Source organism: Mesorhizobium sp. LHD-90 (assembly GCF_030929505.1).
In the GTDB taxonomy this organism is placed as follows: domain Bacteria; phylum Pseudomonadota; class Alphaproteobacteria; order Rhizobiales; family Rhizobiaceae; genus Kumtagia.
Genome location: NZ_JAVFVV010000023.1, coordinates 38,770 through 55,167, shown reverse-complemented (window position 1 = coordinate 55,167; position 16,398 = coordinate 38,770). Strand labels below are relative to the sequence as shown.

At 65.6% G+C, this 16,398-nt stretch carries 13 protein-coding genes; 3 read left to right on the top strand and 10 right to left on the bottom strand.

The annotated features are described in order from the left end of the window. Positions 1-129: 129 nt before the first annotated feature. Positions 130-1,146: a phosphotransferase family protein gene (locus RB623_RS25775; protein ID WP_308059982.1), complete on the top strand. Its 1,017-nt coding sequence runs from the start codon at positions 130-132 to the stop codon at positions 1,144-1,146. Positions 1,147-1,199: 53 nt separating this feature from the next. On the opposite strand, the gene RB623_RS25770 is transcribed toward RB623_RS25775, so the two are convergent. The 9 genes from RB623_RS25770 to RB623_RS25730 form a co-directional block, all read right to left on the bottom strand. Next, a complete protein-coding gene (locus tag RB623_RS25770) occupies positions 1,200-2,243 on the bottom strand; it encodes a glycerol-3-phosphate dehydrogenase (protein WP_308059981.1) in 1,044 nt (347 codons plus the stop codon). Positions 2,244-2,580: 337 nt separating this feature from the next. Further along, on the bottom strand, positions 2,581-3,645 hold the full coding sequence (locus RB623_RS25765) for a sn-glycerol-3-phosphate ABC transporter ATP-binding protein UgpC (protein ID WP_308059980.1): 1,065 nt from the start codon (positions 3,643-3,645) through the stop codon (positions 2,581-2,583). Positions 3,646-3,692: 47 nt separating this feature from the next. Continuing rightward, a complete protein-coding gene (locus RB623_RS25760; RefSeq protein ID WP_308059979.1) occupies positions 3,693-4,418 on the bottom strand; it encodes an SDR family oxidoreductase in 726 nt (241 codons plus the stop codon). 70 nt (positions 4,419-4,488) lie between these two features. Beyond that, positions 4,489-5,988, bottom strand: a complete 1,500-nt coding sequence (locus tag RB623_RS25755) for an extracellular solute-binding protein (RefSeq protein ID WP_308059978.1) — start codon at positions 5,986-5,988, stop codon at positions 4,489-4,491. Positions 5,989-6,077: 89 nt separating this feature from the next. Beyond that, on the bottom strand, positions 6,078-6,959 hold the full coding sequence (locus tag RB623_RS25750) for a carbohydrate ABC transporter permease (RefSeq protein ID WP_308059977.1): 882 nt from the start codon (positions 6,957-6,959) through the stop codon (positions 6,078-6,080). Position 6,960: 1 nt separating this feature from the next. Continuing rightward, positions 6,961-7,848 (bottom strand): sugar ABC transporter permease, encoded by an 888-nt coding sequence (locus tag RB623_RS25745; RefSeq protein WP_308059976.1) that lies wholly within the window; start codon positions 7,846-7,848, stop codon positions 6,961-6,963. 100 nt (positions 7,849-7,948) lie between these two features. Beyond that, a complete protein-coding gene (gene glpD / locus RB623_RS25740) occupies positions 7,949-9,487 on the bottom strand; it encodes a glycerol-3-phosphate dehydrogenase (RefSeq protein WP_308059975.1) in 1,539 nt (512 codons plus the stop codon). Further along, positions 9,484-10,299 carry an HAD-IIB family hydrolase gene (locus RB623_RS25735; protein WP_308059974.1) on the bottom strand — a complete coding sequence of 272 codons (816 nt, stop codon included), beginning with the start codon at positions 10,297-10,299 and terminating at the stop codon, positions 9,484-9,486. Before RB623_RS25735 ends, glpD begins: the two co-directional genes overlap by 4 nt. A 4-nt stretch (positions 10,300-10,303) precedes the next feature. Then, positions 10,304-11,659 (bottom strand): iron-containing alcohol dehydrogenase, encoded by a 1,356-nt coding sequence (locus tag RB623_RS25730; protein ID WP_308059973.1) that lies wholly within the window; start codon positions 11,657-11,659, stop codon positions 10,304-10,306. Positions 11,660-11,771: 112 nt separating this feature from the next. Between RB623_RS25730 and RB623_RS25725 the strand changes: the two genes are divergently transcribed. Beyond that, entirely contained in the window at positions 11,772-12,758 is a 987-nt protein-coding gene (locus tag RB623_RS25725) for a sugar-binding transcriptional regulator (RefSeq protein ID WP_308059972.1), read from the top strand. 94 nt (positions 12,759-12,852) lie between these two features. Beyond that, on the top strand, positions 12,853-14,346 hold the full coding sequence (locus tag RB623_RS25720) for an FGGY-family carbohydrate kinase (protein ID WP_308059971.1): 1,494 nt from the start codon (positions 12,853-12,855) through the stop codon (positions 14,344-14,346). A gap of 126 nt (positions 14,347-14,472) precedes the next feature. On the opposite strand, the gene RB623_RS25715 is transcribed toward RB623_RS25720, so the two are convergent. Then, positions 14,473-16,386, bottom strand: a complete 1,914-nt coding sequence (locus RB623_RS25715) for an ATP-binding protein (protein ID WP_308059970.1) — start codon at positions 16,384-16,386, stop codon at positions 14,473-14,475. Between the last annotated feature and the right edge of the window lie 12 nt (positions 16,387-16,398).

Genomic DNA, 16,398 nt, shown 5'->3' with positions numbered 1-16,398 from the left:
GGGCGCCCACTTCGTCAGGCCGCTTGCCCGGGCAACCAGCCCGATCTGCGCGGCCTTCCTTGTGGATCGCCTCGCCAAACGGCAAACAGAATGATTCAATCTGAGCAAGAAACGCTCTAGCGACGGCCAATGTCCCCTGCCCTCGATCCCGCCCCGGTCGAACATTTTCTGAAAAGCCGCATCGCCGGCCTGCAAGGCCCGCTCGCCGTGCGGCCCATCGCCGGCGGCCAGTCGAACCCGACCTTCCTGCTCGAATTCGCCGACCGCCGGCTGGTGCTGCGTAAGCGCCCGTCCGGCGAACTCCTGCCTTCGGCGCATGCGGTGGACCGCGAATTCCGCGTCCAGAAGGCGCTGGCCGGCACCGGCGTGCCCGTCCCCGAAATGCTTCTGCTGCACATGGAGCCCGACGTGATCGGCACTGCGTTCTATGTCATGGAACATGTCGAGGGCCGCGTCTTTCACGATTGCACGTTGCCGGGCGTCGAACCCGCCCACAAGCGCGCCATGTACGAAGCCGCCGCCGAAACGCTAGCCCGCCTGCATGCGGTCGACGTGGCCGCCGCCGGACTATCGGATTTTGGCCGCCCCGGCGGCTATTTTGCACGGCAGATCGCCCGCTGGCACCGCCAGTGGGAGCTGTCGGCGGTGGAGCCGAACGGCGACGTGCAGCGGCTGGCCGCGTGGCTGGCGGCCAACATCCCGCCCGAAAGCGATCGCCCGACGATCGCCCATGGCGACTATCGCATCGGCAACCTTATGTTCCATCCAAGCGAGCCGCGCGTTGTCGCCGTCCTCGACTGGGAACTGGCGACGCTCGGCGAGCCGTTGGCCGATCTCGCCCATTGCTGTGCCTTCACCTGGCGGATGACGCCGGACGAATATGGCGGCCTGCAAGGGCTGGACGTCGACGGAGCCGGCCTGCCGGACGAAGCAGCGTTCCGCGCCGCCTATCAGACGGCGAACCCGCGGGCCGGTCCGCTGCTACCCTTCCACATGGCCTTCGCGCTGTTTCGGAACGCCGTCATCTTCGAAGGCATCGCCGCGCGCGCCCGCACGGGCAATGCGGCCGCCACCAACGCGGCCACTGTCGGCAGGCTGGCCACCGTGCTGGCGGGGCGCGGGGTCGAGGCGATGGAAACGGCCTGACGGCACGCGCCCGCAACGGACGCGGCATTGCGACTTTCACATGCCGAGTGGCATCAGGACACGGTCAGGTTCTGGAAGTCGAACACAAACGGCTTGTCTTGCAAGACGGCATCCATGATCGCCATGGCCAGCGGAAAGCGTGTCCGCTCGAGCGGGTCGAGGCCGGGTGCCGGCTCCAGCCAGGCGGACAGCATGCGGGCCGTGTCGATGCCCTCGACCGTCTCGCCCGCCAATTCCTTCGTCATCATATCGGAAACGGTGCGGCCGAGGCCGAGGCCATGGCCGAGCTTGCTGTTGCGCCCTCCCCCGACGGTCACATGCAGGTCGCCGATGCCGGCGAGGTCGAAGGCGGTGTCGCGCCGCCCGCCGAAACGCTCGCACAGCCGCGCCATTTCGAGCGCCGCCTGCGTGAAGGCGGCGGCCGTCGGGTTCTTCGATTGTCCGTCGGCGCGCGCCGCGTCGGGGTAGCGCGTCTGCATGGCGGCCACCCCGATGGCGAAGAAATTCTTCAGCGCCGCGCAGGCTTCCACGCCGGTGACATCATCGGTGGTCGACAGGCGATAATAGTCGGTCGCCATCAAGACGGCGAAAGCCTTTGCCGCGGACTGGCCGTCGGCCGAGGCATAGACACTGGCCGTCGGGTTGCGGTTGGCAAGCTCGCGGGCGATGCAGGGGCCGCCGATGCCGAGGAAGGTTTTCATCCCGGGCAGTTGCATCGGCAGGGATTCGGCCAACGTGGACAGCGAGGCCCCTGCCCTGTCGAGCCCCTTGGTGACGAAGGCGACCGGCCGCTCGCGGGTCGTCAGGGCGTTGAGGCGGCCGACCGCCCAGGGGATGCCGGGGCTGCTGACGCCGACCACGATGATATCGGCCGCCTCGACATGGGCGGCGGTCAGCTCGTCCCCGGCAAGCGGCGTGACGCGGTCGGGCAACGGGTGGTCCAGCTTCGGATGCACGCCGCCGGGTTTCTTCATACGTCTAACCGCCTCGTCGTCGAGCGGCGTGCCGGCGAGCAGCACGTCGTGGCCGTTGTCGGCGCCGGGCACCGACAATGCACTGCCCATCACGCCGGCGCCAAGGATCAGGATCGTTGCCATTGGCGGCTCCCACGATTTTTCAAACTTGCAAACTGCACGCCCGGCTTGACACGACAGGCGCTCATTCTCGATCCCCATGACGCCGGGGTGTCGCACTCCGTCCAGCACCCCTCATCCGACCTCGCTTCGCGAGGCCACCTTCTCCCACAAGGGGAGAAGGTGGAGTTTCGCGCCGGCCTCTCCGCCAATCACCGTCGTTGGAGATTTGCGGATGCACAAATGCAACGCTCCACCTTCTCCCCTTGCGGGAGAAGGTGGCCTCGCGAAGCGAGGTCGGATGAGGGGTGCTGGCCGGAGTGCGACATGAAAACGCTCTTCACCAGTCCCAACGCCGGCCTCAGATACGCGCCTCCGTCTCGGCGTCGAAGACATGCACCTTGGAGGGCGGGATGGCGAAGCGGACCTCGCTGCCCTCCTCGAAACGCAGCGCCTTGTCGACGACGGCGACAAAACGGCCGTCGGGGCCTTCGCAGAACAATTGCGCATCATGGCCGAGACGCTCCAGGAGCACGGCGCGTGCGCCGATCGCGCCGTCCGGCGCGACGACGACGTCGGTCGGGCGCAGGCCGAGCACGACGCGCTGGCCCGGCTTCACGGCAGAGCTTTCCTCCAGCACGATGCGGCCGCTCGCCGTGTCGACGGCCGGCACGCCCGCCCCTGTCGCGACCGTGCCGGGCAAAAAGTTGATGGCCGAAGCGCCGATGAAATCAGCCACGTATTTGCTGGCCGGCCGGTCGTAGACGTCGTCCGGCGAGCCGATCTGCTCGATCTTGCCGGCCCGCATGACGACGATGACGTCGGCCATGGTCATCGCCTCGACCTGGTCGTGGGTGACATAGATGGTCGTGGTCTTCAGCCGGTTGTGGAGCTGCCGGATCTCGGTACGCATATGCGCGCGGAGTTTTGCGTCGAGATTGCTTAGCGGCTCGTCGAACAGGAATACCGAGGGCTCGCGCACCATGGCGCGGCCCATCGCCACGCGCTGCCGCTGGCCGCCGGAAAGCTGTTTCGGATAGCGCTGCAGATAGGGCGTCAGGTTCAGAATCTCGGCGGCGCGCTCCACCCGCTGCTTGATCTCGGCGGCCGGCATCTTCGCGACTTCGAGGCTGAAGGAGATGTTCTCGTAGACCTTCATGGTCGGATAGAGCGCATAGTTCTGGAACACCATGGCGATGTCGCGGTCGCGCGGGTGCATGTCGTTGACCCGCTTGCCGTTGATCATCAGGTCGCCCTCGCTGACGCTCTCCAGGCCTGCGGTCATGCGCAGCAGGGTCGTCTTGCCGCAGCCCGACGGCCCGAGCAGCACGACGAACTGGCGGTCCTCGATGCGGAACGACACATCGCGCAGGATATTGACCGCGCCGAAGGACTTTCCGATGCCTTTGTATTCCACTGTCGCCATGAAAAGCGCTCCACCCGTCGTCTGTCGCCGGCCTGTCGGCCGACGCGTCAATATTTCTGCCTGGTCGGCGTGATCACGATTTCCTGGACGATCGCCCGCTGCGGCAACTCGTAGGCGTCGAGGATCAGCTTTGCCACGACATCGGCCGAGATGCCGCCGCCGATCGCCTGCTTGTTGGCCTTGTAGTTGGCAAGCGTCTTCTCGTCGCGAACCCCGTCCAGCACCTCGGTGTCGATGATGCCGGGCGACACCACGATGACGCGCACGTCGTGCGGCGCAAGATATTCGCGCAGGCTTTCGGAGACAGCATGGACGAAGAACTTCGTGCCGCAGTAGACGGTGTGGTCGGGATAGGTTTTCCGGCCGGCGATCGAACTCATCATCACCAGCGTGCCCTGCCGGCGGGCCATCATGCCCGACATCACGGCATGCACGGTGTTCATGACGCCCTTGGTGTTGATGTCGATCATCTCGTCCCAGTCTTCTGGCGGCTGGCGGCCGATGTCGCCCAGCCGGGCGATGCCGGCATTCGCGAACATCATGTCGACCGGACCGTGCTCGGCTTCCGCGTCCGCCACGGCGGCGGCGATCGCGGCGCGGTCGCGCACGTCGACCTGGCGGACGACGGCGTTGGGCAAGCCTAGTGCATTCAACCGGTCGAGCCGGCGCGCCATCAGCAGAACCGGATGACCCGCCGCCGAGAAGGCGCGCGCTGCCGCCTCGCCTATGCCCGAGCTTGCACCGGTGATCGCAATCAGTGGTTTCTTTGCCATTCCTTACCCTCCCCGAAAACTGTTGGCGGCCGGCGGCCGTGGCGCTCTGCCACGGCCGCCGTCCTGGGAGTTATCCCTTGAGCACCTCGCCTACCTGCGCGGCGATGTCGTCCATCGCTTCCTTGGACGAGCCGTAGCCGCCGGCGAAATATTTGCCGAGGCTGACCGGGATCGTGTCGCTGGAGAGCTGCGCCCATTCCGGCAGGTCCGGCTCGGAGCCCATGTATTTGGCGATGGTCTCGCGCACCACCGGCAGGTGGCGCGTGGTGCCGGCGCCGACGCGGGCATTGGCCTTGACGCGCGGGTCGTCATAGACGCTGGCGCGGGTCGGCCCGGTGCCGCCGCCGAGCACGGTGATGAGGGCCTGCGTGTCGGCGCAGGTCGCCCACTGCATGAACAGCCAGGCGGCGTCCGGGCTCTTGGAGTATTTCGACACCGCCAGCGACGAGCCGCCCTGGTGGCCGACGCCGGGGATTTCGCCGTAGCCGGTGTCCTTGACGGTGCGCAGCGCGATCGGCTGCGGCGGGATGACCGCCTCGCACAGGCCCGACACTTTTGTCTGCGTCGGGTCGTCGAAATAGGGAAAGAACTCGCCCCAAGACAGCATCGACGCCGCAACCCCCTGCGCCACCGCCTGGCCCTGGCCGTCCCAGGTCCAGCCGTCGACGCCCGGAGGCATGGTCGCCTTCAGCTTGGTGTAGTAGTCGAGCGCCGCGATGCCCTGTTCGTCATTGCCTGAGAAGGTGCCGTCGGTGCGGAAGATCGAACCGCCATGGCCCCACAGCATCGAGGTCCATTCGCACTCCAGCGCATAGTGGCCGGACTTCATCTGGCCGGCATAGCCAAAGAGGTTCGGGCCCTTCTTGTCGGTGATCGCCTTCGAATTGTTGTAGAGCTCCTCGAAGGTGGTCGGCGCCTTGAGGCCTAGCTCCTCGTAGACGTCCTTGCGGTAGATCATGATGAAGATCGGGATGTCGTAGGGCACGCCGACCATGCGGTCCTCGTACATTGCGATGCCATCGACCAGCGCCGGCAGGAAGTCGTCGATGTTGTAGTTCGGCATGGCGAGGTCCGGCTTGGCCGAAATTTGCTCGCGCGGGTCGAACACGTCCTGGCTGAAGCTCGCCGCCCAGCTCTGGTCGATGTAGTAGAGGTCGTAGGTGCCCAGCGAGGAAGCGACGTCGAGGGTCAGCTTCTGCAGCACCTGCTCCAGCGGCAGCACCTCGATCTCGACCTTGATGCCGGTCGCTTCCTCGAAATATTTCTTGAGCTGCGAGTTGATGGCGTTGGACGGCGGCGTCGATTCCGTCGCCAGCTTCAGCGTGGTGCCGGCGAACGGCTTGCCGACTTCCTTCAGCCAGGCGATCACGTCGGCCGAAGGCTGCACAGCTTCCTGCGCCTGCGCGCTGGAGACGCCGAGATACGGCCGGGGCCCGAGGCCCATGCCGAGCGCACCGGCGCCCAAGCCGAGCGCGCCGGAGAGCCGCAGGAAGTCGCGGCGCCCCATCTCGCCACGGACGAGCTTGTCCGTGAGCGACGACAGATAGAGTTTTCTGTCCTTGTCTTTCATCCTTCTTCTCCTCCATTTTTCGGGCGGCGACCTCGCCTCCCGGGTTTGTCAACTCTGCCTGCGGAACGGTCTCTCCTCCGTCCGCTGGACTATTGTTTCAGCGACCCCATGGTGAGGCCGCGCACCAGATGGCGCTGCACCAGCATGATGACGATGAAGGCGGGTACGATCGCGGCTGCGCCGAGGGCCGCCATGTTGCCCCAGGCCGTTCCGATCGAGGTGACGAAGGTGGACGACACCACCGGCACCGTCTTGATGCTGGTCTGGGTCAGCGTCAGCACGAACAGGAACTCGGTCCACGAAAAGATGAAGCACAGCACCGCGGTGGCGGCGATGCCGCCCTTGGCCATCGGCAGCACGATGCGCCGGAAGATGGTCCAGCGCGAGGCGCCGTCGAGCAGCGCGCTCTCGTCGATCTCGGCCGGGATGTCGTCGAAGAAGCTCTTCAAAAGCAGCACCGCCAGCGGCAGGTTCATCAGCCCGTGCACCAGGATGATGCCGGTATAGGTGTCGAGCAGGTTGAACTGCTTGAAGATGAAGAACATCGGCACGGCCACCGCCACCGGCGGCATCATGCGCGTCGACAGCACCCAGTTGACGAAGTGGTGGCGGCCGCGGAAATCCATGCGCGACAGCGAATAGGCGGCGAGCGTCGCCACCACGACCGCCAGCACCGTCGACATCGAGGCAATGACGATCGAGTCCCACAGGCGCGGCGCCATGTAGAAGTTGCCGCCGCCCGGCGTCACTACGTCCTGGTTGCCGAAGCCGAAGCCCAGCGAGATGCCGAACACCTGCTCGAAATTGCGCACCGTCGGCGGGAACTCGAAGAATTTCGGCGGCCAGGAGAAGATGTCCTTGGCGTCGCGGAAGGCGACCGAGGTCCAGAAATAGATCGGGAAGAAGAACAGGCCGACCACCAGCCATCCGGCGATGGTGCGCAGCGTCCGCTGTCCGGCGCTCATATGCATGTCACCACCTCACCTTGAAGACTTTGATGAAGATGTTGGCGAGCACCATGATGATCACCAGGCTGACAAGGCTGAGCGTCGCGCCATAACCCCATTTGATGAAGCTGAAGGTCTGCTGCCAGGCATAGAGACTGAGGCTGTAGGTGGCAGTGCCCGGCCCGCCCGAGGTCATGACGAAGACGTAGTCGAAGACGCGGAACAGGTCGATGCCGCGTATCAGCACCGCCACCGCGATCACGCGCGACATCATCGGCAGGGTCAGCCGGCGGAACATCTGGAACGACGAGGCGCCGTCGATCATCGCCGCCTCGTAGGGTTCGGTCGGCAACGAGCGCAGGCCGGCGAGGAAGATCAGCACCATGAACGGCGTCCATTGCCATATCTCGGCCAGAAGCACGCCGGCGAGCGCGGTGGATGACGTCGCGAGGATGGGTATCGACTTGTCGAGCAGCCCGAGCGAATTAAGGATGTAGGTCAGCGCCCCGAACTGCGGGTCCTCCATCAAGAGGAACATCATGCCGGCGATGGCCGGCGGGATCACCAAGGTCAGCGACAGGAACGCCCGCAGTGCCCCGAAGCCCGGCAGCTCGGCGTCGAGCAGCAGCGCGATCGCCATGCCGAGCGCCAGCTCGAACGCCAGCGCGATGACAAAATAGGCGAAGGTGACGCCGAGCGAGCTCCAGAAGCGCGCGTCGTTCCAGAGCTGCACCCAGTTGTCGACGCCGACAAACTGCAGTGCCCGCTTGCGCGGCACGAATTCGTGGAAGGAGAGCCAGATGTTGTAGATCAGCGGATAGATGGTGAAGACCACCAGCAGGCTGACCAGCGGCAGCAGCCAGGGTATCGGCGAATCCGAAATCGAGATGCGCTTGACCTGTGCGACGCTCATCCCATGCCTACTCCTCCATAGCCGTGCGGTCCGCTCCTTCGGGTCCGTCCGGCATCCCATCTTTTCTCCGGGCGGCTGGCCGCCCGGTTCACTCAGCGTCTCAGCCCGCCTGCTTCAGCAACGATGCCGCCATCTGCCTCCTGAAATCGTCCAGCCATGCGTCGAGCGCCACGATCTCTCCGGCAGTCATGCGCAGGCCCGACTTGGTGCGCCGCCAGACGATGTCCTCGGCGCTCACGACGTATTCGTGGGCCACCAGGAAACGCACTTCCGCCTCGCTAAGCGAGCCGCCGAAATCGCGGCCCAGATCAGCAGCGCTTTTCGCCTTGCCTAGGATGGCGCGCGCCTCGGTGCCGTAATGGCGCACCAGCCGCCGCGCAGCCCCCCCGTCGAGGAAAGGATAGTCTTGCCTGAGATGGCGGGCGAGGGTCTCGGCGCCGCCGACCGGGAAATCGCCGCCGGGCAGCGGTTTCGTCGCCGTCCAGCCGGCATGCGCCCGCCAGTCGGGGAAGACAGCAGCCAGCTTTTCCAGCGCGTCCTCGGCAAGGCAGCGATAGGTGGTGATCTTGCCGCCGAACACCGACAGCAGCGGCGCTTCGTCCTTGCCGGCATCGAGCGCCAGCACGTAATCGCGCGTCGTCTTCTGCGCGTTGGCCTCGCCGTCGTCGAACAGGGCGCGCACCCCGGAATAGCTCCAAACGACATTGTCCGGCGTCACGGCCTTGCGGAAATAGGAGGACGCCGCGTCGCACAGATAGGCGATCTCTTCCTCGGAGGCCTGCACCGCACCCGGCTCGCCGGCAAAATCGCGGTCGGTGGTGCCAATAAGGGTAAAATCCTCCTCGTAGGGGATGGCAAAGAAGATGCGTCCGTCGGGGTTCTGGAAGATGTAGCAGCGATCGTGCTCGTAGAGCCGCTTCACCACGATGTGCGAGCCCTGCACCAGCCGCAGCGCGCCCGGTGCCCTCACCTGCGCGACCGAGGACAGCACGCGTTCGGCCCACGGGCCGGCGGCGTTGACGACGGCGCGCGCTTGGATGGTGTAGGCCGGGCCGCCGTCGGCGTCCTGCAGGGTCAGCCGCCACAGCCCGCGCTCGCGCCTGGCGGCGGTGCAGCGGGTGCGCGTGCGGATGTCGGCGCCCTTGGATTCGGCGTCGCGGGCGTTGAGCACGACCAGCCGGTTGTCCTGTACCCAGCAGTCCGAATATTCGAAGCCGACGGACGAGACGTCGTGCAGCGGCGCGCCGAGCGGGTCGCTCGCCAGCCGCAGCGTACGGGTCGCAGGCAGCAGCTTGCGGCCGCCGAGATGGTCGTAGATGAACAGGCCGAGCCGGAGCAGCCAGGCCGGCCGCAGGCCCTTGCGATGCGGGAGCACGAAGCGCAGCGGCCAGATGATGTGCGGCGCGATCGCCCACAGCCGCTCGCGCTCGGTCAACGCATGGCGCACCAGCTTGAAATCATAATGCTCGAGATAACGCAGCCCGCCATGGATCAGTTTTGTCGAGGCTGACGACGTTCCCGAGCCGAGATCGCCCTGCTCGCACAGAAGCACGCTGAGCCCACGCCCCGCCGCGTCGCGCGCGATACCGCATCCGTTGATGCCGCCGCCGATGATGGCAAGGTCGTAGACGCCCGTCATGCGGCACCCGCCCTCGCCGCGCGCGCCGAAAGCAGCCGGTCGGCCACCTCGACGAAGCCGAAGCCGCCCTCGCGTTTCGTCACATAGGCGGGCTCGGCCTCCATCTCGCCGCGGAATTTCAGCACGTTGGCCACGCCGCAGGCATTGGGGAAGAATCCGAACATCGGCGCGTCGTTAGGGCTGTCGCCGACGAAGACGATGCGGTCGCGCTCCGGGTCGATGTCGATGCCCAAAATGTCGGCGGCGAAGCGCCGCGACATCGTCAGCTTGTCGTATTGCCCGAACCAGCCGTTGACATGGATGGAGGAGATCTTTGCGACGGCCCCCTCCTCCTCGAATATCTCGCGGACGCGGATCACGTCGGCCTTGGGCAGCGCCGGCACGTCCTCGCAGAAGTCGATGGCGAGATCGGCCTCGCGGTAGAGCTGGTCGGCCGAGACCGCCGCGCCCGGCACCTCGCGCAGGATGCGCTCGCGCATCGCCTTCAGCCGCTCGCGATCTTTCGCGCGGGTCTCCGCGTCGATGGCGAAGGAGCGCCGCATCTTCCGCGCCGCCTCGTCATAGGAGAAGTAGAAGGCGCCGTTCTCGCCGACCACGCCGGCGACCGGCCACATGCGGGCGATCATGTCGCACCAGCCGGCCGGCCGGCCGGTGATCGGCGCGACCGCGATGCCGGCTTTGGTCAACGCTTCAAGAGCTTCATAGGCGCAGGCCGGCAGCCGGCCCTCATGGGTCAGCGTGTCGTCGATGTCGGCGAACAGCACCGTGACGTGGGCGGCTGTCTCGATCGGCATGTCGGCGACCGGGCGCATCCGCTCACGTCTCCGCGGCGACAAAATCCTCGAGGATGCCGGCATCGGCGGCAAGGTCGAGGAAGGAATAGCGGTTGCGCATCTCGCGGCAATGCAGAACCGCCTCGCGGTAGAAATCGACGGGCAGGCCGAGATCGGCGGCCGTCATCGGGCCTTCGGCGGCGGCCAGCAGCCGGCTCATCTCGTCGACCGGGATGACGAATGCTTGCAATTCGCGCCGCAGTTCAGGCCACAGGGCTTCGAGCCTGGCGTTGAATTCGTCCGCGTCCTTCTCGTCGAAGATTTTCGGCTGGATCTCGGCCCAGCACTGTCCGGCCACCTCGGCGCCCATGCGGCGGGCCATGCCGTCGCAGTCGATTTTTGTCGGCCTGATCACCGGCGCCTTGTTGCTCGACAGCATCTGGCGCTGCAGCCGCCCCATGGTGAGCACGCCGACGCCGACCTGCTGGCCATGCAGCGTGCCGGGGTGCCGGTCGCCGGCGAAGCAGTCGATGTAGTGGGAGATCTGGTGCTCGCCCATCGATCCGTGATGCGACATGCCGGTCATCGACACGCCGAGCCCGCACAGGGTCAGCACGCGGTAGAGGTAGCCGTGAGCGGCGATGTCGCCCTTGGGCAGCAAGCCGGCGCGGGCGTTCAGCGCCTTCTCGTCCTCGTCCTGGAGAGCGTAGGGCGCGGTAGCATAGAGCGAGCCGAGCAGCCGGTGCGACAGCCACCAGTCCACCTGCGCGACCGAGCGCACCAGGCAATCGGCGAAGCCGGCAGCGGCGAGATGTTTCGGCGCGGCGGCCGATACGCCCAGATCGACGAAGAAACCGGCCGGCGCCTGCGACGGCAGCGACACCTTCAGCCCGCTCTCCAGCGTGATCGAGGCGGTTGTCGAGGTGTAGCCGTTCATCGAGCCGGCGGTGCCGAACACGCAGTAGCGGCGGCCCTGCTTGGCGGTGACGAATTTGCAGAGGTCGTTGATGGTGCCGGACCCGACGGCGACAACCACCTCGCTGCCCGCCAACCTCCCGGCAAGCAGATCGATATCGGCCACGTCGGCGTGCGGACGGTCGAGGATGACGGTATCGACCGGGCCGAGCTTCGTCAGCGCCCTGGCGACCCGAGCGCCCATGGCGTCGAACGTGTCGGCGTCGGCGACGACGGTGAATTTTTCGCCGAGCTTGAGCCCCGCGACGAGATCGGCTTCCGCCCCGTCCAGGGTCTCCTCGATGACGATGCTGTCGTAGGGAACCGACGCCGCCTTGCCGGAATCCGGGCTGACCCAGCGGCCGGCGAGCACGTCGTCGATCAGCGCCGTCCAGCCGCCGATCGGAGCATCGCTCTCAGCGCTTTTTTTCCTTGCCGTTTCCATGCCCGCAATCAGTCTTTTCCGTTCTTGCGGACAAGTGACAACAGGCAATGACAGATGTCAAGACACAAGCCAGAGGTCGTTGACAAATGTTACCGGGATGATCAGATAGGTCATGGCGAACGGCGCGGCGGCAGCAAAAACCGGGGGGAGTTCCGAGGCGAAACTGCCGACGGAGTTCGACGATGCGGTCATGTGGGCGACGTGGCTCTATTATGCCGATCAGTTGACGCAGAGCGAGATCGCCAAGCAGCTCAACGTGTCGCGCGCCACCATCGTCAACCTGCTCCAGGAGGCGCGCGAACGCGAGATCGTCTCCATCCGGATCAGCCCGCAGGCCTTCGGCCGCACGGCGGTCGCCCGCGCCCTCATGGACAAATTCGGCCTGGACGGCGCCTTCGTCATCCCCAGCGGCGAGGAGCAGAGCCTGGTCGACAGGCTGGGCGATGCGGGCGCACGCGTGCTGGCCGAGCAGATCGAGGACGGCGACACGGTCGGCGTCGCCTGGGGCCGCACCGTGCTGGCGGTGGCCAACCAGATATCGCTGCCGCGACCCGTCAGGAACGTGACGGTTGTGCAGGTGTCGGGCAGTTCGACCGGTGAGCCCGAGTTTTCGGCCGAGCTATGCACGTCGCTGCTGTCGAACCGTATCCATGCGCGCTGCGTCAACCTGCTGGCGCCGGCAGTGCTGTCGACGCGCGAATTGAAGGCCATGCTGCTCGCCGAGCCCGTGCTGAAGAAGCAGTTCGAGCTGATCCACTCGACCGACCGCATCCTGTTTGGCGTCGGCGATATCGGCGCCCGCAGCACGGTGCGTGTCTCCGGCATTGCCTCGAAGGCGGAGATCGATACCTATGTCGAGCAGGGAGCCGTCGCGGTCATCATCGGCCGCTTCATCGACACGCATGGCAGGCCGATCGGCGGCGACCATGACGACCGCATGGTCGGCATCACGCTGGACGAGTTGAAGCAGGTGAAAAGCCGCATCTGCGTGGCCGGCGGATCGACCAAGACCGCCGCCATCACCGCCACGCTGGAAGCAGGCTACGCCACCCATTTCGTGACGGACATGGCGACGGGAGAAGCTCTGTTGTCCGTTTGAGGAACACGGACCGCGCCGCCCGGGGAGCCACCGGCGTCCAGGGAGCGCCGCCGCGACGGCGCGCGAGGAACGAAGCTGCGAGGAGGAGAATTGCATGCAGCCGCACGAGCGCTATGTCGTGGGCATCGATTCATCGACCCAGTCGGTCAAGGCGATCGCCTGGACGCCTGATGGCACGCCGCGCGCCGAGGGCCGCGCGCCGCACGCTATCAGCACGCCCGAGCCGCATCTTGCCGAGCAGAATGCCGAGGACTGGTGGACGGCGGCGATCACCGCGCTGACCGCCGTCACCCGCCAAGTCAATCCGGAGCGCATCGACGGCATCGCCATTTCCAACCAGCGCGAGACCATGGTGCTTCTCGACGCCGACCGAAAACCGCTCGCCCCAGCGACGCTATGGCTCGACAGCCGCGCCCGGGCGATGACGAAGGTGCTCGCGGCCGAGTTCGGCGGCGAGCGGCTGCATGCCATTTCCGGCAAGCCGGTGGACGTCATCCCCTGCCTCTACCGGCTGCGCCACTTCAGAGAGCATCAGCCGGAACTGCTCGACCGCGCCGCGCAGATCCTGAGCGTTCACGATTTCCTCACCCAGAAGCTGACCGGAGAGGCGGCGGCAAGCTGGACCAGCGCCGACCCGTTCGGCATCTTCGACATCGGCAGCAAAAAATGGTCCGGCGAACTGCTCGACCACCTCGGCATCCCGCTGTCGAAACTGCCGACGCTGCATCGCCCAAGCGCCCTGATCGGTGAGATCACGCCGTCGGCCGCGGCGGCGACGGGATTGCGGGCGGGAACGCCGGTGTTTGCCGGCGGCGGCGACGGACACAGCGCCGGCCTTGCCGTGGGGGCCACCAGCCCGGGCGTCGCCTATCTCAATCTCGGCACCGCGGTGGTGGGCGGCCTGTGGTCGGCCACGCCGGAGCTCAGCCGCTACTGGCGCACGCTGGTCTCGCCCACCGGCGACGGCTATCTCCTCGAAAGCTGCCAGCGCGCCGGCGCCTATTTCGTCAACTGGATGCTGGACAATTTTGCCGGCGGCCATGAGGACGCGAAAATATTCGAGCGGCTAGAGGCGCAGGCGCGAAAACTGCCGGTCGGCTCTGGTGGGGTCATGGTGTGCACCTACCTGATGGGCTGCATGGACCCGCACTGGGACGAGAATGCGCGCGCCACCTTCACCGGCATGGGACCGGAGACGGGCATGGGCCATCTCTATCGCGCCTCGCTGGAGGCAATCACGCTGGAATTCACCCGCGCCCTCGACCAGATGCGGTGCCAGAACGCGAAGGTCGATCGCGTGCTGGTCATCGGCGGCGGCGCCGGCAGCCCGCTTTGGCTGCACATGGTCGCCGACTCCACCGGGTTGCCGGTGATCCGCAGCCTGTCGAACGAGGCCTCGGCGCTGGGCGCCGGCATGTGCGCTGCGATCGGCGCCGGCTGGCACGCCGACTTCGCCGTCGCTACCCGCGAGATGACGCGAGTTGCCGAGCAGATAGACCCCTCTCCGGCGGCATTTGCCGACTGGCAGGCGCTGTCGGCAAGGCAGGCAAAAGTCTATGAGGGCATGAGACTGGCAGGCTCCACCTGATACCCAACGGCTCCAATCGCTGGCTGTCGTCCTCCGACTACCCCACTCCGGCCCTTCGGGCTCGAATCCAAAAATGGGTGTTGGAGCGCACAGAGATGGAATCCGTGGGATTCCCAAGCGTGCGGCTCAGCCTTTGGATGCCACCGGCAGGCGCACGGCCATGACAGTGCCGCCCTTCGGGTTGTCCCGGGGTTCGATGATGCCATGATGCTCATCGACGATACGCCGAACGATGGCCAGCCCGAGCCCGGTGCCTCCGCGCCGCCGGGTGAAAAATGGATCGAACAGGTGCGGCAAATCCTCGACCGAAAGTCCGGGGCCTGAATCGGCAACGCAATATTCGATCCATCGGTTTCCGCCCTCATCGGTCGTCGCCCGCGTGGAGACGATCACCTCCGATCCCTTCGGTGCATGTTGCACCGCATTTTCGATCAGATTGACGTGCACTTGCAGCAGGCGGTCATAATTCATCACCACCAGAGCGTCTTCCGACACCCGGTTCGCCAGCGCCACATTGGCGGCGTCGGCGGCTGCCCGGCAGGAGTGGAGGGCCTCTACAAGGCCCTTGGCCAGCGGTTCGATCGTGCGATCTTCCGGCGATGTGCGCCCATATTCGAGCAGCGCGGACATCAGCTTGTTCAGCCGGTTCACCTCGCGACGCAAAACGCCGCTGAAGCGCGGACTGATCTGGCCTAGTTTGGCATTCGCCTCGATCGCATCAAGGGTGGAGGAAATGCCGAAGAGGGGATTGCGCACCTCATGCGCGACGCCCGCTACCAACTGCCCCATGGTCGCCAATGTTTCGCTGCGCCTCAGTTTCGCCTGCAACGCCTCCCGCTCCCGCTCGGCTTGCTTGCGTTCGACGATTTCCTGGCGCAGGTTTCCCACCGTCTGCTGCAATTCCCGTTCGCTTGCTTCGAGCAGATCGCGTGAAACTGTGGTCTCCTGCAACCGCTCGGTCATGAGATTGAATTGTTCGGCAAGCTTGCCGAATTCGTCGTGGCCGCGAATGTCGATGCGATGCTCGAGATCGCCCGCCCCAATCGCCTCGGTGCCGGCTGCCAGTCTCTTCAGTGGCCGATTGGTGGCAAGGACGAGCCATATTCCGACGGACAGCGCCACGAGGAAGTAGGCGGGGATAAGATATCCTAGCGTTGCCTGCACATGCTCGACGGCGGTATCCGCATGCTCCTGAGGTTCCGACAGATTGCTCGTCAGCATCGGCTGAATCTGGTCGTCGAAAATATGGTCTATGTGTTCGGCGAGTTGCGCGAACCGCCGCGCATCCGCGCTGATCCGCGTCTCCCCCGCAATCAGCGTCCTGACATTGGCCAGGACATCCAGATGCCGTTCGCGCAATGCTTCGTGGAGCTGACTGTCCGGCGCCGCCGAGATCAGCTCCCGATATTGGGCCAGGGCATCATGCTGTTCACCGACCTTTTTCAGCAGGTACTGGCGTTCCGGACGGGCCGGCCGATATTTGAACAGGGTCAGCCAGAACCCGATTTCAGCGGTTTCGGCCTCGATATTCGTCAGGGCCAACAACCTGTCGTTTCTGTCGGACCCTTGATCGCGATTCGCGGCGCGATCCTGCGCGTCGATCAGGGTATCGATTTCCTCAAGCAGGACGGTCGTCTTCTCGAATATCGAGTCGAGCCGGTCGCGCTCGTCCATCAACTCTACGCCGGCGGCGGCGAGCTTTTTCTGCTGCGCACGAACGTCGCGTCCCATTCCGCCCGCCCGATCACTGGTCGCGAGCCGCATGTAGATGGCGTAACGTTCGATGAAGTCCTTTTCATCCCGCCCAATCTCGGCTCTGATCTCGGAGACCGGCTCCCGAACATATCGCAGTACGCCGTCCGCATATTCGCCGGCGTTCTTCTCCATCTCCAGCGCAGCGATGCTGAAGGGAACACTGACATTGTCGAGCGTTGCCAGATAGCCAGCGACGCTGCCAAGGTTGCGGTAGACATGCAGCAACACCAGCAAGCCAAGGACGACGATAACGATGATGCTGGCGTAAATCTTGATCTTGAACATGTCGTCTCTGCG